The sequence below is a fragment of the Streptomyces paradoxus genome (assembly GCF_014202475.1).
Taxonomy (GTDB): Bacteria; Actinomycetota; Actinomycetes; order Streptomycetales; family Streptomycetaceae; genus Streptomyces; species Streptomyces paradoxus.
This window is the reverse complement of sequence record NZ_JACHGV010000001.1, coordinates 771,429-793,519: the sequence shown is the minus strand read 5'-3', so window position 1 is coordinate 793,519 and position 22,091 is coordinate 771,429. Positions and strand designations below refer to the sequence as shown.

The window sequence follows — 22,091 nt, the reverse complement described above, 5'->3', positions numbered from 1 at the left end:
ACGCGCAGAGAGGGAGGGAGCGGCATGTCCGCGACGCCGGACGCAGGGCTTCCCTGCCGCATCGTCGTCTGCCGCGACTGCTGCTGCGGCACCCGCAAGATCAGGGGCGTCGATCACGCCGCCCAGACCGAGCGCCTGCGCGAGGCGGCGCCGGTGCGCGTCTCCGACTGCCTCGACGTCTGCGACCAGGCCAACGTCGTGGTCGTCCAGCCCTCGGCGGCGGGCCGGGCCGCCGGAGCCCGGCCGGTGTGGCTCGGACTGGTCAACGACCCGGCCGCCACCGAGGACGTCGTCTCCTGGGTGCGCGAGGGCGGCCCCGGCGTCGCGCCCCTGCCCGACATCCTCGGCCTGTACGTGTTCAAGCCGCCCGGGCGACGCCGCCCGGGCGGCTCATGACCGGGCCGGTACGCACAGCACGGGCACGGTCGACAGGTGCAGCAGCTTGTGCGGCGTGGAGCCGAGCAGCGCGCCCCGTACCGGGCTCTCGCCCCACGTGCCCACCACGATGACCCTGGCGCCGTGCCGGGCCGCCGCCTCGATCAGCGCCTGCGCGGGCCGTTCGTCGATGAGCTCCACGGACGTCTGCACACCGGCCTCGTCGGCCACCCGGACGGCGTGGGAGAGCGCGGTGCTGCCGGCCTCGCGCACGGCCTCGTGATGAGCGCCGTACTCCTCGCCCGTGATGCCGGGGGCGGCGACGCCGTGGACGATCACCAGGGGTTCGTCGTACGCGGTCGCCACCTCGATGGCGACGCGCAGCGCGCTCAGGGCGCCCGGGGACTCGTCGTAGCCGAGGACCACCGACATGTTCAGGACTCCTTGCCGTCGACGAGGTCCGGGTCGACCACGCTCGGGTGTTCCGACCAGAAGGCGGGCGCCAGCAGCCGCCACACGATCATGAGGACCACGCCCGTGACCACGATGCCGATGCCGATGACGAGCGGGGGACCGAGCCCGAACCACGAGACGCCGCTGTAGGAGTTCTCGGGGTCGGACATGTCCGCCACGGATTCCACCAGCAGCCACGCCAGCAGCCCCGCGCCGATCAGCGGGCCGAGGCCGATCAGGAAGAAGTTGCGGGCGCTGCGGGTCAGCTGGCGGCGGTAGTAGACCGCGCAGGCGAGGCCCGTGAGCGCGTAGTAGAAGGCGATCAGCAGGGACAGGGCGGTGAGGGAGTCGAAGAGGGCGTTCTCACTGAGGTGGTAGAGCACGAGGTACCAGGCGATGGCGATGCCCGCGACCCACCACGTGCTCACATCCGGGGTGCGGAACCGCGGGTGGATGCGGCCCAAGTTCGCCGGCAGCGCGTGCCGGCGTGCCATGGACAGGCCCGTGCGCGACGCCGGGATGATCGTCGTCTGCGTGGAGGCGAGCGCCGACGTCGAGACGGCGAGCAGGACGACCCAGTCCCAGCCGCCCATCGTCTCCTCGGCGAGCAGCGCGAAGATGAACTCCTCCTCCGCCGCGTTCTCGGCGAGGTAGTCCGTTCCCGCGTAGGCCACGACCGCGAAGGCGACCGCGAGGTAGGTCACCAGCAGCAGCACGGTCGACCAGACGGCCGCCTTGCCCGGGGCGGTCGCCGAGTTCTCGACCTCCTCGGTGAGGTTGACCGCCGACTCCCACCCCCAGTAGATGAACACACCCAGCAGCAGGGACGCGGTCAGTGACGCCCCGCCGGCCCCGAACGGATCGAGCCAGCCGAACTCCGGATCGATGGCGTCGAGGGTGCCGGTGTCGGCGTAGACGCGGTAGAGCGCCACCACGGCGAAGGCCAGCAGGCAGGCCACCTGGGCCAGGATGAGGACGTTCTGCACCTTGGCCGAGATCTCGGTGCCGATCACGCAGACGGCGGTCATCACCAGGATGAGCAGCACCGTCAGCACCTGGCGCACCGCGTCGTTGTCGGCCCAGCCGTCCAGGCCCACGGCGAGCAGGAAGAACGTCACGGCGACGTCCGCGAGCGACCCGACCACCAGGACGCCCGTCATGGCGATGGCCCAGCCGCCCAGCCAGCCCGCCCACGGCCCCATGGCCCGGGTGACCCAGGAGAACGTCGTGCCGCAGTCCTGGTCGACCTTGTTGAGGTAGTAGAACGCCGACGCGATCAGCAGCATGGGCACGAACGACGCGAGCATCACCCCGGGGGCGTAGATGCCCACCAGCGCCACGATCGGTCCGATGACCGCCGCCACGGAGTACGCGGGGGAGGTCGCGTTGAGCCCGATGACCAGGGCGTCGAGGAACCCGATCGCATTGGGCTTCAGGCTCGCCTCCGGGGGCGGGCCCGGGGCCGTGATGTCCTTGGCCATGCTCCCTCGCTCCCGTTGTGTGTACATCCGTACAACAGACACTTTCGGGGCGCTTTAACTATGATGCCCCCTTCGGGTGTCATGCCGCTTTTCGGCCGCGGACCAGCAGGTGCAGGAAGTACGGCGTGCCGATCACCGCCGTCATCAGGCCGGCGCCCAGCTGGGCCGGGGCGATGACGGTTCGGCCGATCAGGTCGGCCGTGCAGACCAGCGCCGCGCCGAGCAGGACGGCGACCGGTAGGACCCGCCCGTGCCGCCGGCCCACGAGGGCACGCGCCGCGTGCGGCGCCACCAGACCCACGAAGCCGATCGTGCCGGCCGAGGCGACGGCCGTCGCGGCGAGCAGCACACCCGTCACCAGGAAGCCCAGCCTGGCCCGCGGCAGTTCGAGACCGAGCAGCCGCGGGGTGTCCTCGTCCAGGGACACGAGGTCCAGCTCGGTGCGCCGGGCGAAGGCGACGGCCAGGCCCAGCGCCAGGACGAGCGCGACGGGCAGGACGTCGGCCGTGGTCCGCCCGTAGGTGGAACCGGACAGCCAGGTCAGCGCCTTGGTGGCGTTGAACGGGTCGGTGAGCACGATGAGCAGGCTGATCAGGGCCGTGGAACCGGCCGCCATGCCGATGCCGACGAGGACCAGCCGGTTGTGCCGGTAACCGCCCCGGGCGGACAGCCCGAAGACGATGGCCGAGGCCAGCGCCGCGCCCCCGAACGCCGCGCCCGCGACCCCCCAGGAACCGGCCGTGGGCACGGTGGTGACGAGCAGGACGGCGCCCAGCGCGGCACCGCCGGAGACGCCCAGCACACCGGGCTCCGCCAGCGGGTTGCGGGTCACGGCCTGTACCAGCGTGCCGGCCAGGGCGAGCGCCGCGCCCGCGCACAGCGCCGCGAGCACCCTCGGCACACGGGTGTCCAGGACGAACGAGACGGTCTGCCCGGCCCGCCCCTGCACCCAGTTGGCGACATCGCCGAGCAGGAGCTTGCTGTCGCCCAGCAGGACGCCTGCCACCGTGATGCCGACGACCGCCGCGGCGAGTGCGCCCACGGTGACGAGGAACGCCGTCCGGCTCGGGATGCGCAGCCGGTCCGGCGCGTCGGCCCCGACGGTGTCCTTGAGGCGCAGGGCCGTACCCACGAGGAAGACGGCACCGACCAGGCTGGTGACGATGCCCGTCGGGACGGCGACCGCCGTGTCCGCCGGGACGAGGGACCGCAGCAGTACGTCCGACCCGAGCACCAGCGCGGCACCGGCCAGACCGGCCACGGGCAGGGCCGCCCGGGCGCGGACGAAGCCCCGGAACCGGCGGGCGAGCGGGCGGACCAGCGCCGGGGCGCACAGGCCGACGAAGCCGATGGGCCCGGCGAGCGTGACGGCCGCGGCGGACAGCAGCGCCGCCAGGACCACCACCGTGACCCGGGTGGCCCGCACGGGGACGCCGAGACCGCGCGCCGCGTCGTCCCCGAGGGCGAGCGCGTCGACCCGGCGGGCGACCAGCAGCAGCCCGGCGAGTCCCACCAGGGCGACGGGCAGCATCTGCAGGACGCCGTCGAAGCCGTTCTGGCCGATGCTGCCCTGGTTCCACTGGTACAGGCCCTCCGTCTGCTGCGGGAACAGCAGGAGCAGCCCTTCGGTGACGGAGTTCAGGCCCAGCGCCAGCGCGGTACCGGCGAGGACCAGCCGCACGGTCCCCGTGTCGAGGCCGGACAGGGCGAGGACGACGGCGGCGGCCGCCAGCCCGCCCGCGAAGGCCACGCCGGAGGAGGTGAGCAGGGGCAGCGAGACGCCGGTCGCGCCGACCAGCCCGAGGGCCAGGTACGAACCGGCGTTCACCGCGAGGGTGTCGGGCGAGGCGAGCACATTGCGGCTGACGGCCTGCAGGACCGCGCCCGCGATGCCGAGGACGAGGCCGACCAGGATGCCGGCGGTCATCCGCGGCAGCCGGGAGGCGATCACGACGGACGCGTCGCCCGGATCGGCCTGCCCGGTCAGGGCCTTGAGGACCTGGCCCGGTCCGACGTCGGCCGTGCCCTGGGTGATGTCGACGACGGCGAGGGCGGCGACCAGGAGGACGAGCCCGGCCGTCACCGCGGCCGCACCCGTCCGGGACGCGGCCGCCGGCGGACGGGCGACGGGGGGTGCTTCGGTGACGGCCATGGCCTCGCTACTTCTTCAGCGCGTCGACGAGGGCGTCGATGTACGCCTCCATCGAACCGGGACCGCCGAACATCCAGATGCCGTCGGGCAGCCGGTGCACCCGGTCCGCCTTCACGAACGGCAGGGAGGTCCACACGGCGTTCTTCTTCAGCTGGCCGGAGAACGGGTTGCTGGACTTGTCGCCGTCGTTGCCTAACCTAATATCGCCTTGACAAGGGGGATCCGCGTCCGGACTCGTCCGGCCCTTCGGACGCGGCATCACCGAAAAGCCGCACGCCCAGGGGGTGTCCGGACGCGCGTGCGGTCAGTCGCCCGTCGTCCTGTCCACCAGCGCGCCGTACGCCAGTTGCAGCGCGTCCGCGCCGGCCAGAGCGGTCAGCGTGCCCATGGCCGTACGGGTGGCCTGCGGCCAGAGCAGCCGGCCGGCGGTCAGGGCCGAGGCCACCCAGACGCTCATGCAGAACGGGCAGGTCGCGAGCTCGCCGACGGTGTGCCTGCCCGGCTCGGGCTGAGCCTCCTCGTGCAGCTCGGCGGGGCCCTGCGGCCCGACGTACCGGGTGAAGGGAGCCCGCAGCGGGCTGGTCACCGACGCCTTGCTCAGCAGTCGGCTGAGCCGGAACGTGGCCACCGACGTGAGAACCACGTCCCACGGCTCGGGCCGCTCGGGCAGCGGGCGCCCGCTGCGCCGTACCACCGTGGTCCAGGCCGCCGTGCAGGCCGCGAAGCCGGCTATGGCCGCCAGATAACCGCCCAGCGGGCGGTCGTGCCCCGCCGCGTAGTCCCGGCTGGTGCGCCGGAGCGCTCCGCGCAGCCGGCGCGCGAGGCGGCTGTCAGTCATGGTCGCCGTGCCCATGGGCAGCCCGCGATCGTGTCGGCTTCCCCTGTCCGGCCGGCTCTCCGCCGTTCTGGTGACGCAGCCGCACCTCGACGTGCCCGCCTGTGATCCGCGTCTCGAAGGAGGGCTGGGGGGCGGTGGCCGGCCCGCGCACGTTCCAGCCGTCGGAGAGCCGGAACACGCTGCCGTGCCACGGGCACCGCACACACCCGTCGGCGACGGTGCCCTCGGACAGCGGCCCCGCGAGGTGGCTGCACCGCTCGGCCAGCGCGTGGACCGCCCCGCCGGACTCGCGCACCACCAGCACCGGCACGTCGTCCACGCTGCGCCGCACCGGCTCACCGGCCGGGAACTCGTCGACGCTTCCGATCCGGTGCCAGCCCGGGGAGACGACGTTCGGGACCTCCTCGGCGTGATTGGCGCCGGAGGCCTGCCGGTAGGCCAGGTGGCCGCCCAGCATGCCCCCGACTCCGACGGCCGTGAGCCCCAGGAAGCCGTACGCCCGGCCCGCCCCCTCGCGCCCCTTGACGCGGCAGACGAGCGAGGCGGCGTACAGACCGACGGCCGTCGTGTTGGAGAGGGCGTGCACCAGCCCGATCCGCTGCTGGCGGTGGTGCAGTTCCGCCCAGTCCACCCAGCCGGCCACGGCCGAGGGGGCCGCGGCGCCCAGCCCGACCCCGACCAGCAGCCGCGACTCGCGCGAGCGGCCGGGACGCAGGTCCAGGACGGCCGCCGACAGCCAGCTTCCGATCGGCACCTGCACCAGCAGCGGATGCACCGGGTGCCCCAGCCACCTGCCGTGCAGCAGGTCCCGGCCACGCCCCAGGGGGAGGGCCCGCACGCCCCTGCGGAGCGTGTCGATCACCGCGTCGGCCCTGGGCTCCCGCTCCAGACGGTCCAGCAGCCACAGGACCCGGTTCTGCCGCATCACGCGGCGGCGTGGGGATGCGCTCATGCCCCGCCGGGTCCCCACCGCCACCGAGGACAAACGGACCACGACGCGGCGACGGCCCCTGGCCGGCCGCCCCGCCGTCGCGGACCAGGGTGTGCCCGGTTTCCCGGCAGAACCGGCGGGCACCCGCCGCGCCATGGATCCCCGTCTCCGTCCACCGGCCGCCGACAGCTCACTCGCCCTCCTGGCCAAGGGATACGCATGGCTGCCCGACCGGAGGCGCCGCACCACCGCTCCGCTCGTCCGCACCCGGCTCATGGGACAGCCGGTGGTCGCCCTGCACGGCCCCGGGGCGGTGCGGTTCTTCTACGACGAGCGGCACGTGGAGCGCCGGACGGCACTGCCCGGGCCGGTGCTGAGCACGCTCTTCGGGCACGGAGCCGTGCACACCCTGGACGGGCCGGACCACCGCGTACGCAAGGGGATGTTCCTGTCCCTGCTCACCGGGGCGGAGGCGGTCGCCGGTCTGGTGGACCGCGTCGCCGCGGAGTGGGACGAGGCGGTGGAGTCGTGGCCCGGCCGGCGGGTCGTGCTGTTCGACGAGGCGAGCCGCGTGCTCACCCGGGGCGTGTGCCAGTGGGCCGGACTCACCGTCGAGGACGCCGGTCCCCTGGCCGGTGACCTCGTGGCCATGGTCGACGGTTTCGCCAGTCCCGGCCCGCGCCACTGGCGGGCCCGGCGGGCACGGGCCCGCTGCGAGGCCTGGCTGGGACGCCTGGTCGAGGACGTACGGTCGGGGGCCGCCACCGCACCGGCCGGGTCGGCACTGGAGGGGATCGTCCGGCACCGGGACGCCGACGGCCGGGTCCTCGACCCGCACACGGCCGCGGTCGAACTGCTCAACGTCATCCGCCCGGCCGTCGCGGTGTGCTGGTTCGTCACCTACGCCGCCCACGCGCTGCGCCTGAGGCCCGAGCTGCGGGACCGCCTGACCGGCGACGATCCCGCGTACGCCGTGGCGTTCGCCCACGAGGTGCGGCGCTTCTACCCCTTCGCGCCCTTCGTCGGCGGCCGGGCCGCCACCGATCTGCAGTGGCGGGGCGAACCGATCCCGTCCGGCACGCTGATCCTGCTCGACCTCTACGGGCAGAACCACGACCCCGGCCTCTGGGACGACCCGTACACCTTCGAACCGCGGCGTTTCCTCCAGCGGCCGCCCCAGCCCGACGAACTGATCCCCCAGGGCGGCGGCGACTGCGCAACCGGTCACCGCTGCCCCGGCGAGGACGTCACGATCGCGCTGCTGCGCGCCCTCGGGCCACGGCTGGCCCTGCTGGAGTACGAGGTGCCCGACCAGGACCTGCGGATCCCGCTGAACCGCATGCCGGCCCGGGTCCGCAGCGGCTTCGTCCTGGACGCCGTCCGGGCACCGGCGCCCGCTCACGGGCCCGCGCCCGCCGCACGCTGAGGCCGACCGGGATCCGGCCGTGGGCCGAGGCTCCTGACCGGCTGTCGTGCCTGGTTACGATGGCGCCTTCGGATTCTGCCCGCCGTGGAGCCCTGGACCATGCTGAGAGAGGTCACCGCGACCCGCTACATCGAACCGCTGCGATCCGGCGGTTCCGTGCCCGGCGTCGTCGAGGCGGACGACCTCGGCACCTACGTCGTGAAGTTCACCGGCTCCGCGCAGGGCCGCAAGGCACTCGTCGCCGAAGTGATCGTGGGGGAGCTGGCCCGTGCCCTCGGGCTGCGCTTCCCCGAGCTGGTCCTGGTGCGTTTCGACCCCGCGATCGCGGACCACGAGCCGCATCAGGAGGTGCGGGGCCTGCACGCGGCCAGCGCGGGCGTCAACCTCGGCATGGACTACCTGCCGGGCGCCCGCGACTTCACCCCGGAGCTCGCCCGGGTCTTCCCCGTCGACCCGCTGGAGGCGGGGAAGATCGTCTGGCTGGACGCCCTGACCGTGAACGTCGACCGTACGGTCCACAGCTCCAACCTGATGGTCTGGCCCACCCTCGGCGTGGCACCCCCGCGCCTGTGGCTGATCGACCACGGGGCCGCGCTGGTCTTCCACCACCGCTGGGACGCCACCGACCCCCGCAAGACCTACGACTTCCGGCACCACGCCCTCGGCCACTACGGGCCCGACGTCCGGGCCGCCGACGCCGAGCTGGCGCCCCGGGTCACCGAGGAACTGCTGCGGCGGATCCTCGCCGAGGTCCCGGACGCCTGGCTGGCCGGCGAGCCGGGCTTCGCCACCGCGGACGAGGTGCGCGAGGCGTACGTGACGTACCTGCACGCGCGCGTGCGGGCCTCCGGGGACTGGCTGCCCACGGGCTTCCCCACCCGGGAGGAACTCGCCGCCGAGGAGGCCCTCCGGGCGGCGAAGAACCAGCAAGGACGCCCCGCGTGGCTCAAGCAGGTGCCCGACCTGCACGGCAAGCCCGCGGCTCAGCAGGATTGGTCGGTGCACCTCGGATGACGGACGTTCAGCGGGTCGAGATCGAGTACTGCACCCAGTGCCGCTGGCTGCCCCGCGCGGCCTGGCTGGCGCAGGAGCTGCTCACGACCTTCGAGGCCGAACTCACGGAGCTGGCCCTGAAGCCCGGCACGGGCGGGGTGTTCGTGGTCCGCGTCGGCGACGAGGTCGTCTGGGACCGGCGCGAGCAGGGCTTCCCGGAGCCGACGGCCGTGAAGCAGGCCGTACGCGACCGAGTGGCCCCGGAGAAGTCCCTGGGCCACTCGGAGAAGCCGTCCGCGGACTGAGTCAGCCCTTGAGCTGCTCGTACGCCGGGAGGGTCAGGAAGTCGGCGTAGTCCTCGTCGAGGGAGACCGTCAGCAGCAGGTCGTGCGCCTGCTGCCAGTGGCCGGCGGCGAAGGCCTCCTCGCCGATCTCGGCCTTGATGTTCGCGAGTTCCTCCGCGGCGACCTTGCGGGCCAGGTCGGCGGTGACCTGCTCGCCGTTGTCGAGGACGACCTCCGCGTTGATCCACTGCCAGATCTGGGAGCGGGAGATCTCGGCGGTGGCCGCGTCCTCCATCAGGTTGAAGATGGCGACCGCGCCCATGCCGCGCAGCCAGGCCTCGATGTAACGGATGCCGACCTGCACGGCGTTGACCAGACCCGCGTAGGTGGGCTTGGCGTCCAGCGAGTCGACGGCGATGAGGTCGGCGGCCTTGACGTCGACGTCCTCGCGCAGCCGGTCCTTCTGGTTGGGCTTGTCGCCGAGGACCTTGTCGAAGGACTCCATGGCGATCGGCACCAGGTCGGGGTGGGCGACCCAGGAGCCGTCGAAGCCGTCGCCGGCCTCGCGGTCCTTGTCGGCGCGGACCTTCTCGAAAGCGACCTTGTTGACCTCGGCGTCCCGGCGGGAGGGGATGAAGGCCGCCATGCCGCCGATGGCGTGCGCGCCGCGCTTGTGGCAGGTGCGCACGAGGAGTTCGGTGTAGGCGCGCATGAACGGGGCCGTCATCGTCACCGCGTTGCGGTCCGGCAGCACGAACTTCGCGCCGCCGTCACGGAAGTTCTTGACGATGGAGAACAGGTAGTCCCAGCGGCCCGCGTTCAGCCCGGAGGCGTGGTCGCGCAGCTCGTAGAGGATCTCCTCCATCTCGTACGCGGCCGTGATCGTCTCGATGAGGACGGTGGCGCGGACGGTGCCCTGGGGGATGCCGCAGTACTCCTGCGCGAAGACGAAGACGTCGTTCCAGAGGCGGGCCTCCAGGTGGGACTCCGTCTTGGGGAGGTAGAAATACGGGCCCTTGCCGAGGTCCAGCAGGCGCTGGGCGTTGTGGAAGAAGTACAGGCCGAAGTCGACGAGGGCGCCGGGCACCGGGGTGCCGTCGGCGTCGACGAGGTGACGCTCGTTCAGGTGCCAGCCGCGCGGGCGCATGACGACCGTGGCGAGTTCCTCGTTCGCCTTGAGGGCGTAGGACTTGCCGGACTTCGGGTCGGTGAAGTCGATGGTGCGGGTGTAGGCGTCGCTCAGGTTGACCTGGCCGAGGACCACGTTCTCCCAGGTGGGTGCGGAGGCGTCCTCGAAGTCCGCGAGCCACACCCTGGCGCCCGAGTTGAGGGCGTTGATGGTCATCTTGCGGTCGGTGGGGCCGGTGATCTCGACCCGGCGGTCGTTCAGCGCGTCCGGGGCCGGCGCGACCTTCCAGGAGTCGTCGGCGCGGATCGCGGCCGTCTCCGGGAGGAAGTCGAGGGTGGAGGTGCGGGCGATCTCGGCGCGGCGCTCGGCGCGGCGGGCGAGGAGTTCGTCACGCCGGGGCGTGAACCGCCGGTGCAGCTCGGCCACGAAGGCGAGCGCCGCTTCGGTGAGGACCTCCTCCTGCCGGGGCAGGGGCTCGGCGTCGACGATGGCCAGCGGAGACGGCGCTGGAGCGGACATGAACGGTCACTTCCTTCAGCGAGCTGTGAAGACGAGCCGGCGTGCTCGGCACCGGGTGCCAGTCTTCCCGGATACGGCGTTCGGCGCCCGCGGAGCAGACGGGCGCTTCTGAACAGTGGATACTAGTTTCCTCATAGTGGAAGTTCAATCGTCTGTTGATGTCGAGATTCTCCGGGTCGAGGCAAGGTGGCGCTCCGTGCCACCCCGCTCACTCCAGGTGGGCCAGATCGGCCTCGGTGTCGATGTCGAAAGGCCGGGCGACATCCCCGCACTCGACGAGGACCACCTCCGGCCGGTGCTCCTTCAAGTAGGCGCGTGCCCCCCGGTCCCCTTGCGCAGTCGCGGCGATGCCCGCCCAGTGGGCGGCGCCGAACAGCACCGGATGGCCGCGCTCACCGTCGTACGAGGCGGAAACGAGCGACTCCTCGCCCGCGTGGGCCGCGAGGACCCGGGCCACCGCCTCCGGTCCGATGCCGGGCTGGTCGACCAGTGACACCAGGGCGGCCCCGGCGCCCGTGCCCGCGAGCGAGCCGAGTCCGGCGCGCAGGGAACTCCCCATGCCCTGCTCCCAGTCGGGGTTGTCCACCAGGACGCACCCCGGGAGCGAGGCCCGGGCGCGCACCTCGTCGGCCCGCGCGCCCAGGACCACGTGCACGGTCCTGCAACCGCCCTCCCGCAGCACCCGCACCGCGTGCTCCACGAGAGGCCGCCCCCGGTGCGGGAGCAGCGCCTTGGGCCGCCCGCCGAGCCGCCGTCCGCCCCCCGCCGCGAGCAGCAGTCCCGCAACCGCCGGTGTCCCCTCCGCCGTCTCCCGTGTCGTCATGGCTCCTGCATACCGCACGCCCCGCACAGGGGTGCGACGGCGCGGGGTGCGCGTCGGACGGGCGTGCGCCTCGGGCCAGAAAGTCACTCAGCGAAACAAGTCGATGACGCAATGGACTGGCGTCTGGTGGTCCGCGTCGTTTACTGTCGCCCGCACCGGCCGGCCGGGTGCCCGACGGCTGCCGGGTGCGGGGGACTTGGCGCCGGAAGGGCGCGCGCACGACGAGGTGCGAGGGGGAGGACTGTGTTGCCAAGCGTCGAGCAGAAGCGGCAGGGGCCTGTGACCGGCGGTGGCGAGGACCCGCGCGTGACGGAGCTGCGCTCCGCCGTGTCGCGGCTGCGCCGCCGGCTGGCTGCCCACCCCGGCGAGTTCGCCGACCGGACCATCGCCGAGGAGGAACTGGCAGCCGTGGCCGCCATGGCCGCCGACGGCATCCCCGAAATCCCCTGCCTGCGCCGCTCCCTGCTGCTGATCGCGGGCGCGATCGGCTCGGTGAGCGCCCTGTCCGCGGAACTGAGGGAGGTCCGCCGGGCGGTGGATCTCTTCGGGGAGCCGGTGCGGGGGCAGGGCTAGGACCTGTCGTTCGGGTCAGGCCGCAGGGGATCGGCGGATCCTCTCGACGCCGCAGAGGTGCGTGCCGGGCCCCGCGTCTGCGGGCTGATCCAGACGGCGGGCCCCAGGCCCGGACGGGCGCGCCGTTACGCGGGGCTCTGACTCGCGAGGGCCTCGGACAGTTCCCCCGCGACCTGCTGGAGCACCGGCACGATCTTGTCCGTCGCCGCCTCCGTGACCCGGCCCGCCGGGCCCGAGATGGAGATGGCCGCGGCGGTGGGGGAGTCGGGCACCGGGACCGCGAGGCAACGGACCCCGATCTCCTGCTCGTTGTCGTCGATGGCGTAGCCCTGCCGGCGCACGTCCTCCAGGGCCGCGAGGAACCCGTCGGGCGTCGTGATCGTCTTCTCCGTCGCGGCGGGCATGCCCGTACGGGAGAGCAGCGCCCGCACCTCCTCCGGCGGGAAACCGGCGAGCAGAGCCTTGCCCACGCCGGTGGAGTGCGGCAGCACCCTCCGGCCGACCTCCGTGAACATGCGCATCGAGTGCTTCGAGGGCACCTGCGCCACGTAGACGATCTCGTCCCCGTCCAGCAGTGCCATGTTCGCCGTCTCGCCGGTCTCCTCGACCAGCCGCGCAAGGTACGGCCGCGCCCAGGTGCCCAGCAGTCGGGAGGCCGACTCGCCGAGGCGGATCAGGCGCGGGCCGAGCGCGTACCGCCGGTTGGGCTGCTGACGCACGTACCCGCAGGCCACCAGCGTGCGCATCAGGCGGTGGATGGTCGGCAGGGGCAGGCCGCTGCTCGCGGACAGCTCGCTCAGGCCGACCTCGCCGCCCGCGTCCGCCATCCGTTCGAGCAGGTCGAAGGCGCGCTCCAGGGACTGGACGCCGCCGTTGGCGGAGGACCGGGCGGAGTCGGTGGTGCTGGCGCTGGACGTCGGCACGGCGCGTTCCTTTCGGGGCGGGCGGGAAGGGCAGAAGCCTACCCGGCGGTCGGTTGACTCCCCGCTTGTACGTAGCTACGTTCTGCGTACTGGAAGTTTAATTCCGCTTTGTGGAAACGTCCAGGAGTGTTCACCGAAGGGCGCCGTAGCCAAGTGTGCCCTTGACGTCGCGGAAGAGGGAGTGAAGACTCCTTCAACAGAAAGTTGAATTCCGTTACGCGGAAGTGACTGGAAGTAAGGGGTTCGGGTGTCCGACGCTGAACTGGTGCTTCGCTCGACGCGTGTCATCACTCCCGAGGGGACGCGCGCCGCATCGGTCGCGGTCGCCGACGGCACGATCACGGCCGTCCTCCCGTACGACGCGCCCGTACCGGAGAGCGCCCGCCTGGAGGACCTGGGCGACCACGTCCTGCTGCCCGGCCTCGTCGACACGCACGTGCACGTCAACGATCCGGGCCGCACCGAGTGGGAGGGCTTCTGGACGGCCACCCGCGCCGCCGCGGCCGGAGGCATCACGACGCTCGTCGACATGCCCCTGAACTCCCTCCCGCCGACCACGACCGTCCCGCACCTGCGCACCAAGCAGCGGGTCGCCGCCGGCAAGGCGCACATCGACGTCGGCTTCTGGGGCGGCGCGCTGCCCGGCAACATCAAGGAACTCCGCCCGCTGCACGAGGCCGGCGTGTTCGGCTTCAAGGCGTTCCTGTCGCCGTCCGGCGTGGACGAGTTCCCGCACCTGGAGCGGGAGCCCCTGGCCCGCACCATGGCCGAGATCGCCGCCTTCGACGGGCTGCTCATCGTGCACGCCGAGGACCCCCGCCTCCTCGCCTCCGCCCCGCAGCAGGCGGGCCCGAAGTACGCCGACTTCCTCGCCTCCCGCCCCCGGGACGCCGAGGACACCGCCATCGCCCAGCTCATCCGCGAGGCGAAGGCCCTCCACGCGCGCGTGCACGTCCTGCACCTCTCCTCCAGCGACGCCCTGCCGATGATCGCCGAGGCGCGGGCGGAGGGCGTCCGCATCACCGTGGAGACCTGCCCCCACTACCTGACCCTCACCGCCGAGGAAGTGCCCGACGGCGCCAGCGAGTTCAAGTGCTGCCCGCCCATCCGCGAAGCCGCCAACCAGGACCTGCTCTGGCAGGCGCTCGCCGACGGCACCATCGACTGTGTCGTCACCGACCACTCCCCGTCCACGGCCGACCTGAAGACCGACGACTTCGCGACCGCCTGGGGCGGCATCTCCGGACTCCAGCTCAGCCTGGCCGCGGTGTGGACCGAGGCCCGCAGACGCGGGCACGGCCTGGAGGACGTGGTGCGCTGGATGTCCGCGCGCACCTCCGAACTGGTCGGCCTCGACGACCGCAAGGGCGCCATCGCGGTGGGCCGCGACGCCGACTTCGCCGTCCTCGCCCCCGATGAGACCTTCACCGTCGACCCGGCCGCCCTCCAGCACCGCAACCGCGTCACGGCCTACGCCGGCAAGACCCTGCACGGCGTCGTGAAGTCCACCTGGCTGCGCGGGCAGCGCATCGTCGCGGACGGCGAGTTCACCGAACCGAAGGGGCAGCTCCTCACCCGGACCCACTGAATCCCATCCCGGACACCCGAAAGGCAGACCTGATCATCGTGACGGCGATCCCCAGTTTCACCGGCGACGCGAACCCCTACGGAGGCGGCGACCCGTACGCGGACTACCGCACCGCGGACTTCCCCTTCACCCAGTACACCGACCTCGCCGACCGGCGCCTCGGTGCCGGTGTCATCGCCGCCAACGACGAGTTCTTCGCCCAGCGCGAGAACCTGCTGGTGCCCGGGCCCGCCGAGTTCGACCCCGAGCACTTCGGGCACAAGGGCAAGATCATGGACGGCTGGGAGACCCGCCGCCGCCGGGGCGCCTCCGCGGGCCACCCCTGGCCGGCCGCCGAGGACCACGACTGGGCCCTGGTCCGCCTCGGCGCCCCGGGCGTGATCCGCGGGATCGTCGTCGACACCGCCCACTTCCGCGGCAACTACCCGCAGTCCGTGTCCGTCGAGGGCACGGCCGTCATCGGCTCCCCGTCGCCGGAGGAACTCCTCGGGGACGACGTGAAGTGGACGACTCTCGTCCCGCGCACCCCGGTCGGCGGCCACGCGGCGAACGGGTTCGCCGTCGACGTCGAGCAGTGCTTCACGCACCTGCGGGTCAACCAGCACCCCGACGGCGGCATCGCGCGCCTGCGCGTCCACGGCGAGGTCGTCCCCGACCCCGCGTGGCTGGAGGCGCTCGGCACCTTCGACGTCGTCGCCCTGGAGAACGGCGGCCGGGCCGAGGACGCCTCCAACCGCTTCTACTCGCCCGCCTCCAACACCATCCAGCCGGGCCGCTCCCTGAAGATGGACGACGGCTGGGAGACCCGCCGCCGCCGCGACCGGGGCCACGACTGGATCCGCTACCGGCTGGCCGCCCAGGCGCAGATCCGCGCCCTGGAGATCGACACCGCCTACCTCAAGGGCAACAGCGCCGGCTGGGCGTCGGTGTCGGTCAGGGACGGCGAGGACGGCGACTGGCAGGAGATCCTTCCCCGCACCCGTCTCCAGCCCGACACCAACCACCGCTTCGTCCTGCCGGAACCGGCCGTCGGCACGCACGCGCGCGTGGACATCTTCCCCGACGGGGGCATCTCCCGGCTCCGCCTGTTCGGCTCCCTGACCCAGGAGGGCACGAGCCGGCTGGCGGCACGCCACCAGGAGCTGGGGGGCTGAACCACCCCGTGACCGTGGGGCGCGCCGGCCGGACAGCACCGGTGCGCCCCACGTGCCTCACGCCGCGTGGCCGCCGTCCACCGGGAACTCCGCCCCGGTCACGTACGTCGCCCCCGCCAGGTAGGCGACCATCGACGCCACCTCGTCCGCCGTCCCGAACCGGCCCAGCGCCGTCATCGCCGCCTGGCCGGCCGCGTACGGCCCGTGCGCCGGATTCATGTCCGTGTCGATCGGGCCGGGAAGGACGAGGTTCGCCGTGATCCCGCGTCCGCCCAGCTCCCTGGCCAGCGCCTTCGTCAGACCGGCCAGGGCCGCCTTGCTCGTCGCGTAGAGCGTCCCGCCGGGCCCCGGCACCCGCTGGGCCATGCAACTGCCGATCGTGATGATCCGCCCGCCCTCGGGCATCCGTGCCGCGGCCGCCTGAGAGGCCAGGAAGACCCCCCGGACGTTGACGTCCAGGACCCGGTCCACCTCCGCGAGCGACAGGGCCTCCAGCGGCCCGAGCACCCCCACACCGGCGTTGTTGACCAGGATGTCGAGCCCGCCCAGCGCCTCTGCCGCCGCGTCCACCACGGCGGCCGCCTCGGCAGGCCGTGCCACGTCCGCGCGCACGGCCACCGCCCGGCGCCCCAGCGCCTCCACCTCCCGGACGACGTCCTCGGCCGCCTCCTTGCCGTTCACATGGCCGACGGCCACGTCCGCGCCCTCCCGCGCCAGCCGCACCGCCGTCGCCGCGCCGATCCCACGGCTCCCGCCGGTCACGAGAGCCACCTTGCCGTGCAGAGTTCCCTGAATGGTCATGAGTCCATCCCAGCGGCCGCGCGCCACCGGCGCTGGCGGCGAACGGACGTCGAGGTGAGATCGCCGGCGGTGCGGCGATGAGTTGCGGGAGGCGGCCGGGTCTGAACCGATGACAACAGATCCGTCCGGTTCCGAAGGAAGGTTTCGCCATGGGCAAGCTCGTCTCCACCCTCTTCATCACCCTCGACGGCGTCTACCAGGCTCCCGGCGGGCCGCAGGAGGACACCCGCGGCGGCTTCACCCACGGCGGCTGGAGCTTCCCGTACGCCGACGAGGACTTCGGCCGGTTCATCGGCGAGGTCTTCACCCGTCCGGGTGCCTTCCTGCTCGGCCGCCGCACGTACGACATCTTCGCCACCTACTGGCCCAAGGTGACCGACCCCGCCGACCCGGTCGCCTCCCGGCTCAACTCCCTGCCGAAGTACGTGCCTTCCTCGACCCTGAAGGACCCCGGCTGGGCGGGCACCACGGTGCTGACCGGCGATCTCGCAGAGGAGGTCGCCGGTGTGAAGGAGCGCACCGACGGCGAGGTCCAGGTGCACGGCAGCGGCGCCCTCGTCCGGTCCCTGCTGGCGCTCGGCCTCGTGGACACGCTGCACCTGCTGACCTTCCCGGTCGTGCTCGGCTCCGGGTTCCGGCTGTTCACGGAGGGCGCCGCGCCGACCGCGTTCGAGCACACCGGCGGGAGCGTCACCGGCGCGGGCGTGTCGGTCCAGACGTACGACCTGAAGGGCCGCCCGGAGTACGGCGAGTTCGGACTCCCGGAGGACGTGTGAGGGGGGCCGGGGCGCGGGTGAACTCCCCGCGAACGCATGGGGTTTCACAGGAAATTCGCCAGGCTTGTCATTGACATGCCAGCGTCTACGCGCGTCATCATGAGCGTCATGAATTTCCCCCCACGCGCCTCGCGGCTCGGCGCAGCAGCCGCCCTCCTGTCCGCCCTCCTCGTCGGCGGAACCGTCTCCGCGACCACGGCCGACGCCGCCCCCACCGCCGTCGGCGACATCTGCTACAGCAAGCTGCCGTCCCAGGCCCATGACACGCTCGACCTGATCGAGCAGGGCGGTCCCTACCCGTTCGAACAGGACGGCACCGTCTTCCAGAACCGGGAAGGCATCCTGCCCGGCCAGTCGTCCGGCTACTACCACGAGTACACGGTCATCACCCCGGGCTCCTCCACCCGCGGTGCCCGGCGCATCGTCACCGGTGAGGAGAACCGGGAGGACTACTACACGGCCGACCACTACGCGTCGTTCGACCTGGTCGACTACGGCTGCTGACCCCTCGCCGGGGCCGCGGGCCGGAGGTCCGTCCACCTGCTCAGACGGACCTCCGGCTCCCGGCCGCCGCGAACAGGGCGACGCCCAGCACGAGCAGCGCGACGCTCGCGTAGACCTCGTAGCCGTCGAGGAACCCCAGCCGCTGCACCAGGCCCCAGTTCCAGTCGGTGAACTCGTGCACCAGGCCCGCCACGCCCTGCACCAGGGCGAGCAGGCCGAGAATCTCCAGTACCTGCTTCATGCCCTCAGCCTCGCCCCGCGGACCCCCCACGCACATCGGCCCTTGGGCGACCCCCCGGGGGGCGGAAGTCCCCGCTCCGGAGCCACGACGGCGACGAAAGTCTGCGCCGTGGCGACTTTGGTCGACGATCCCGCGCGAGAGCGGGTGCGGCGGGCTGCTGCTGCGTAGATTTGGCGCTCGTGAAGGGTGACGACGTGGGGCAGGCCTCCCCGCTGCCGGTGGGAGAGACGCCCGCGCTGTTCACCGGGCGCAGATGGTTCTTCCCGTCGGCGCTCCTGCACGAACTCGACCCCGACGCCGCACGGGCCGGGCGGCGGCCCCGGCGCACCGCCCGCGACTGGGTCGTCGACTTCTCCTGCTTCCTGCTGGCCGTGGTGGTCGGCGCGACCGCCATGGAGGCGCTCGCCGACAACCCCCATGTACCGGACGGACTCGCCGTCGCCGACCAGGTGATCGGCGCGCTGGCCTGCGCGGCGGTCTGGCTGCGGCGCCGCTGGCCGCTGGGGCTGGCCGTGGCGCTGACCCCCATCAGCCTCCTCTCCGACACCTCGGGCGGCGCGGGCCTCATCGCCCTGTTCACCCTCGCCGTGCACCGGCCCTTCCGGTACGTGGCCTGGGTGGGCGGCGTCAACGTGGCGCTGGTGCCCCTCTACTACTGGGTGCGCCCCGACGCGGACGTCCCCTACCTGGTGAGCGTCCCGTTCGCCGTGCTGCTCACCCTGGCGATCGTCGGCTGGGGCATGTTCGTACGCGCCAAGCGGCAGCTCATGGTGAGTCTCAGGGACCGCGCCCGGCGCGCCGAGACGGAGGCGCGGCTGCGGGCCGAGCAGGCGCAGCGGCTCGCCCGCGAGGCCATCGCGCGGGAGATGCACGACGTGCTCGCCCACCGGCTGACCCTGCTGAGCGTGCACGCCGGCGCCCTGGAGTTCCGGCCCGACGCACCCCCGGCGGAGACGGCGCGGGCGGCGGGCGTGATCCGGGAGAGCGCCCACGAGGCCCTCCAGGACCTGCGGGAGATCATCGGCGTGCTGCGGGCGGGGGAGCCCGACGACACCGGCCGGCCGCAGCCGACACTCGCGGCGCTGGACACCCTGGTCGCCGAGTCCCGCGAGGCCGGTATGAAGGTCTCCCTCGACCACCGCGTCGAGAACCCCGCCGCCGTGCCGTCCTCCGTCGGCCGCACCGCCTACCGGATCACCCAGGAGGGCCTGACGAACGCGCGCAAGCACGCGCCCGGCACGGAGGTCACCGTGACCGTCACCGGCGCGCCGGGCACCGGCCTCAGCGTCCTCGTGCGCAACCCGCCGCCCGAGGGCGAGGTGCCACCCGTCCCCGGCTCCGGGCAGGGTCTGATCGGCCTCACGGAGCGGGCGACCCTCGCGGGCGGCCGGCTGGAGCACGGGCCCACCCCGCGGGGCGGGTTCGAGGTGCGGGCGTGGCTGCCGTGGGGGTGACGCCTTGTGCCCCGCCGCCCGGCCCGGCCGTGATTACTTAGGGCCCATGACTGCGATCAGAGTGCTCCTCGTCGACGACGATCCGCTGGTGCGGGCCGGGCTGTCCTTCATGATGGGCGGCGCCGACGACATCGAGATCGTCGGCGAGGCCGCCGACGGCGCCGAGGTGGAGGCCCTCGTCGACCGCACCCGCCCGGACGTCGTACTGATGGACATCAGGATGCCGGCGGTGGACGGTCTCACCGCCACGGAGCGGCTGCGCGCCCGTGAGGACGCCCCGCAGGTGGTGGTGCTCACCACGTTCCACGCCGACGAGCAGGTGCTGCGCGCACTGCGCGTGGGTGCCGCCGGGTTCGTCCTCAAGGACACCCCGCCGGCCGAGATCCTCGCGGCGGTGCGCCGGGTCGCGGCCGGCGACCCCGTCCTGTCGCCCGCGGTCACCCGCCAGCTGATGCGGCACGCCGTCGGCACCGCGGCCGACACGCGCCGCACCCGCGCGCGGGAACGCCTGTCCGTCCTCAACGAACGCGAGCGCGAGGTCGCCGTCGCGGTCGGCCGGGGCCTGGCCAACGCCGCGATCGCCACCGGACTGTTCATGAGCGTCGCCACCGTGAAGACACACGTCTCGCGCATCCTGGCCAAGCTGGACCTCAACAACCGGGTGCAGATCGCGCTGCTCGCCTACGACGCCGGGCTCCTGGAGGAGGAGCAGGAGCACTGACCGCGGGGGACCGCCGTCAGGCGAACGCGGGGGAGGCCCCGGCGATCTCCGCGAGGCGCACCGGCCTGCGCTCCCGCCGCGACAGCTCGCACGCCTCGGCGATCCGCAGCGCCTGCAGCGCCTCGCGCCCGTCGCAGGGGTTGGCCCGCTCGCCCCGGACGACCTCCACGAACGCGTTCAGCTCGGCCTCGTAGGCGGGTCCGAAGCGCTCCAGGAAGCCCGTCCACGGCTTGTCCGCGGCCGGCGGCCCGGTCGGCTCGGTGGACGCGATCGGCGTACGGTCGTCCAGACCGACCACGATCTGGTCGCGCTCCCCGGCGAGCTCCATGCGCACGTCGTAGCCGGCCCCGTTCATCCGGGTCGCGGTGAGGGTGGCCAGCGTGCCGTCGTCCAGGGTGAGCAGCGCGGCCGCGGTGTCGACGTCGCCCGCCTCGCGGAACATCCGGGGACCGGCGTCGGACCCGGCGGCGTAGACGTCCGTCACCTCCCGGCCGGTCACCCAGCGCAGCACGTCGAAGTCGTGGATCAGCGTGTCCCGGTACAGCCCGCCGGACAGCGGCAGCCACGCGGCGTCCGGCGGCGCCTGGTCGCTGGTCAGGGCCCGCACGGTGTGCAGCCTCCCCAGCCGACCGGAGCGCACGGCCTCACGTGCCCCCGTGTAGCCCGCGTCGAAGCGGCGCTGGAAGCCCATCTGGAGGACTGTCCCGGCCGTCTCGACCTCGGAGATCGCGGCCAGGGACCCCGGCAGATCCAGCGCGATGGGCTTCTCGCAGAACACCGGCAGACCCGAGCGTGCTGCCCGACCGATCAGTTCGGCGTGGGCCGACGTCGCCGTCGTGATCACCACCGCGTCGACCCCCCAGCGGAAGATCTCCTCCACGCCGGGCGCAGCCGTCTCGCCCAGCCGGTGCGCCAGTTCCTGGGCCCGGGCGGCGTCCGCGTCCGTGAGGATCAGGGAGCCGACGTCGCGATGCCGGCTGAGCGTGTTCGCGTGGATGGTGCCGATGCGGCCCGTACCGATGACGCCGATGCGCATGAAAACAAAGTGCGTGCCCAACTCGCCGCTGTCAATCTGTATGTCCGGACAATCTGACTACACGACTTCCCGTCAACAACGCACGGAGCTACGCTCGGCCCGTGCCGAAACCAGAAGTGGACCCGACCGTGCAGCTCGAGCTGAGCGTGGACCGCAGCTCCCCCGTGCCGTTGTACTTCCAGCTGTCCCAGCAGCTGGAGGCCGCGATCGAGCACGGCACGCTGACCCCCGGCAGCCTGCTGGGCAACGAGATCGAACTCGCCGCCCGGCTCGGCCTGTCCCGGCCGACCGTCCGCCAGGCCATCCAGTCGCTCGTCGACAAGGGCCTCCTCGTCCGCCGCCGCGGCGTGGGCACCCAGGTCGTGCACAGCCAGGTCAAACGCCCGCTGGAGCTCAGCAGCCTCTACGACGACCTGGAGGCGGCGGGCCAGCGCCCGGCCACCCGGGTCCTCGTCAACAAGCTCGTCCCCGCCTCCGCCGAGGTCGCCGCCGCGCTCGGCGTCGCCGAGGACAGCGACGTCCACCGCGTGGAGCGCCTCCGCCTCGCCCACGGCGAGCCCATGGCCTACCTCTGCAACTTCCTGCCCCCCGGCCTCATCGATCTCGACACGGACCAGCTGGAGACCACGGGCCTCTACCGCCTGATGCGCGCTGCGGGCATCACCCTGCACAGCGCCCGCCAGTCCATCGGCGCCCGGGCGGCGACGACGGAGGAGGCTGACCGCCTGGCGGAGGAGACGGGCGCGCCGCTGCTGACCATGCAACGCGTCACGTTCGACGACACGGGCCGGGCAGTGGAGTACGGCACACACACGTACCGCCCGACGCGCTACTCCTTCGAGTTCCAGTTGCTGGTACGCCCCTGATTTCTCAGGGGCGCGGGGAACTGCGCGGCCGGCCCCCACGCACCCGCACA

Annotated in this window: 23 protein-coding genes and 1 pseudogene; 12 read left to right on the top strand and 12 right to left on the bottom strand. The window is 72.9% G+C overall.

What is annotated here, in order from left to right:
- The first annotated feature begins 24 nt into the window (after window positions 1-24).
- Window positions 25-396: a (2Fe-2S) ferredoxin domain-containing protein gene (locus HNR57_RS03570; protein WP_184555683.1), complete on the top strand. Its 372-nt coding sequence runs from the start codon at window positions 25-27 to the stop codon at window positions 394-396.
- On the opposite strand, the gene HNR57_RS03565 is transcribed toward HNR57_RS03570, so the two are convergent.
- The 6 genes and pseudogenes from HNR57_RS03565 to HNR57_RS03540 all read right to left on the bottom strand — a co-directional run bounded on the left by HNR57_RS03565 (window position 391) and on the right by HNR57_RS03540 (window position 6,251).
- Window positions 391-807, bottom strand: coding sequence for a universal stress protein (locus HNR57_RS03565; RefSeq protein WP_184555681.1), 417 nt, complete (start codon window positions 805-807; stop codon window positions 391-393). The genes HNR57_RS03570 and HNR57_RS03565 overlap by 6 nt on opposite strands.
- A 2-nt stretch (window positions 808-809) precedes the next feature.
- Window positions 810-2,309 (bottom strand): APC family permease, encoded by a 1,500-nt coding sequence (locus tag HNR57_RS03560; protein ID WP_184555679.1) that lies wholly within the window; start codon window positions 2,307-2,309, stop codon window positions 810-812.
- Window positions 2,310-2,388: 79 nt separating this feature from the next.
- Entirely contained in the window at window positions 2,389-4,461 is a 2,073-nt protein-coding gene (locus tag HNR57_RS03555) for an iron ABC transporter permease (protein WP_184555677.1), read from the bottom strand.
- A 7-nt stretch (window positions 4,462-4,468) separates the two neighbouring features.
- A pseudogene (locus HNR57_RS03550) lies at window positions 4,469-4,654 on the bottom strand (iron-siderophore ABC transporter substrate-binding protein); the annotation flags it as partial.
- A 111-nt stretch (window positions 4,655-4,765) separates the two neighbouring features.
- Window positions 4,766-5,299 (bottom strand): DUF1360 domain-containing protein, encoded by a 534-nt coding sequence (locus tag HNR57_RS03545; RefSeq protein WP_246554158.1) that lies wholly within the window; start codon window positions 5,297-5,299, stop codon window positions 4,766-4,768.
- Entirely contained in the window at window positions 5,292-6,251 is a 960-nt protein-coding gene (locus tag HNR57_RS03540; RefSeq protein WP_376772150.1) for a Rieske (2Fe-2S) protein, read from the bottom strand. Before HNR57_RS03540 ends, HNR57_RS03545 begins: the two co-directional genes overlap by 8 nt.
- 133 nt (window positions 6,252-6,384) lie before the next feature.
- Between HNR57_RS03540 and HNR57_RS03535 the strand changes: the two genes are divergently transcribed.
- The 3 genes from HNR57_RS03535 (at window position 6,385) to HNR57_RS03525 (ending at window position 8,954) form a co-directional block, all read left to right on the top strand.
- Complete coding sequence (locus HNR57_RS03535; RefSeq protein ID WP_184556573.1) at window positions 6,385-7,656, top strand: cytochrome P450; 1,272 nt, start codon at window positions 6,385-6,387, stop codon at window positions 7,654-7,656.
- A gap of 99 nt (window positions 7,657-7,755) precedes the next feature.
- Window positions 7,756-8,670 carry a HipA family kinase gene (locus HNR57_RS03530; protein ID WP_184555674.1) on the top strand — a complete coding sequence of 305 codons (915 nt, stop codon included), beginning with the start codon at window positions 7,756-7,758 and terminating at the stop codon, window positions 8,668-8,670.
- Entirely contained in the window at window positions 8,667-8,954 is a 288-nt protein-coding gene (locus HNR57_RS03525) for an Rdx family protein (protein WP_184555672.1), read from the top strand. Before HNR57_RS03530 ends, HNR57_RS03525 begins: the two co-directional genes overlap by 4 nt.
- Before the next feature lies 1 nt (window position 8,955).
- On the opposite strand, the gene aceB is transcribed toward HNR57_RS03525, so the two are convergent.
- Window positions 8,956-10,581, bottom strand: a complete 1,626-nt coding sequence (gene aceB, locus HNR57_RS03520) for a malate synthase A (protein ID WP_184555670.1) — start codon at window positions 10,579-10,581, stop codon at window positions 8,956-8,958.
- Between the two features lie 208 nt (window positions 10,582-10,789).
- On the bottom strand, window positions 10,790-11,404 hold the full coding sequence (locus HNR57_RS03515) for a nucleotidyltransferase family protein (protein WP_184555668.1): 615 nt from the start codon (window positions 11,402-11,404) through the stop codon (window positions 10,790-10,792).
- A gap of 279 nt (window positions 11,405-11,683) precedes the next feature.
- Here HNR57_RS03515 and HNR57_RS03510 point away from each other — a divergent pair, with 279 nt between their 5' ends.
- Complete coding sequence (locus HNR57_RS03510) at window positions 11,684-11,977, top strand: DUF5955 family protein (protein ID WP_313672948.1); 294 nt, start codon at window positions 11,684-11,686, stop codon at window positions 11,975-11,977.
- A gap of 125 nt (window positions 11,978-12,102) precedes the next feature.
- Here the strand turns inward: HNR57_RS03510 and HNR57_RS03505 are convergent, their stop codons facing one another.
- Window positions 12,103-12,900 (bottom strand): IclR family transcriptional regulator, encoded by a 798-nt coding sequence (locus HNR57_RS03505; RefSeq protein ID WP_161369035.1) that lies wholly within the window; start codon window positions 12,898-12,900, stop codon window positions 12,103-12,105.
- Between the two features lie 247 nt (window positions 12,901-13,147).
- Here HNR57_RS03505 and allB point away from each other — a divergent pair, with 247 nt between their 5' ends.
- Window positions 13,148-14,488 carry an allantoinase AllB gene (gene allB, locus HNR57_RS03500; RefSeq protein WP_184555663.1) on the top strand — a complete coding sequence of 447 codons (1,341 nt, stop codon included), beginning with the start codon at window positions 13,148-13,150 and terminating at the stop codon, window positions 14,486-14,488.
- A gap of 38 nt (window positions 14,489-14,526) precedes the next feature.
- Window positions 14,527-15,642: an allantoicase gene (gene alc / locus HNR57_RS03495; RefSeq protein ID WP_184555660.1), complete on the top strand. Its 1,116-nt coding sequence runs from the start codon at window positions 14,527-14,529 to the stop codon at window positions 15,640-15,642.
- Window positions 15,643-15,699: 57 nt separating this feature from the next.
- On the opposite strand, the gene HNR57_RS03490 is transcribed toward alc, so the two are convergent.
- Window positions 15,700-16,443 (bottom strand): SDR family oxidoreductase, encoded by a 744-nt coding sequence (locus tag HNR57_RS03490; protein WP_184555657.1) that lies wholly within the window; start codon window positions 16,441-16,443, stop codon window positions 15,700-15,702.
- 149 nt (window positions 16,444-16,592) lie between these two features.
- Here HNR57_RS03490 and HNR57_RS03485 point away from each other — a divergent pair, with 149 nt between their 5' ends.
- Together HNR57_RS03485 and HNR57_RS03480 are read left to right on the top strand one after the other, a co-directional pair.
- Complete coding sequence (locus HNR57_RS03485) at window positions 16,593-17,219, top strand: dihydrofolate reductase family protein (RefSeq protein ID WP_184555654.1); 627 nt, start codon at window positions 16,593-16,595, stop codon at window positions 17,217-17,219.
- Between the two features lie 108 nt (window positions 17,220-17,327).
- Entirely contained in the window at window positions 17,328-17,723 is a 396-nt protein-coding gene (locus HNR57_RS03480) for a ribonuclease domain-containing protein (protein WP_184555652.1), read from the top strand.
- Window positions 17,724-17,763: 40 nt separating this feature from the next.
- On the opposite strand, the gene HNR57_RS03475 is transcribed toward HNR57_RS03480, so the two are convergent.
- Entirely contained in the window at window positions 17,764-17,964 is a 201-nt protein-coding gene (locus tag HNR57_RS03475; RefSeq protein WP_184555649.1) for a hypothetical protein, read from the bottom strand.
- Between the two features lie 179 nt (window positions 17,965-18,143).
- Here HNR57_RS03475 and HNR57_RS03470 point away from each other — a divergent pair, with 179 nt between their 5' ends.
- Together HNR57_RS03470 and HNR57_RS03465 are read left to right on the top strand one after the other, a co-directional pair.
- Window positions 18,144-19,418, top strand: a complete 1,275-nt coding sequence (locus HNR57_RS03470; protein WP_376772149.1) for a sensor histidine kinase — start codon at window positions 18,144-18,146, stop codon at window positions 19,416-19,418.
- A 46-nt stretch (window positions 19,419-19,464) separates the two neighbouring features.
- The gene (locus tag HNR57_RS03465) at window positions 19,465-20,139 is read left to right on the top strand and encodes a response regulator (protein ID WP_184555647.1); all 675 of its coding nucleotides are present in this window, start codon (window positions 19,465-19,467) and stop codon (window positions 20,137-20,139) included.
- Window positions 20,140-20,155: 16 nt separating this feature from the next.
- Here HNR57_RS03465 and HNR57_RS03460 read toward each other — a convergent pair whose 3' ends face one another.
- A complete protein-coding gene (locus HNR57_RS03460) occupies window positions 20,156-21,175 on the bottom strand; it encodes a Gfo/Idh/MocA family protein (RefSeq protein ID WP_184555645.1) in 1,020 nt (339 codons plus the stop codon).
- 128 nt (window positions 21,176-21,303) lie between these two features.
- On the opposite strand from HNR57_RS03460, the gene HNR57_RS03455 reads away from it, so the two are divergent.
- Window positions 21,304-22,041, top strand: a complete 738-nt coding sequence (locus HNR57_RS03455; RefSeq protein ID WP_184556567.1) for a GntR family transcriptional regulator — start codon at window positions 21,304-21,306, stop codon at window positions 22,039-22,041.
- The last annotated feature ends 50 nt before the right edge of the window (window positions 22,042-22,091 follow it).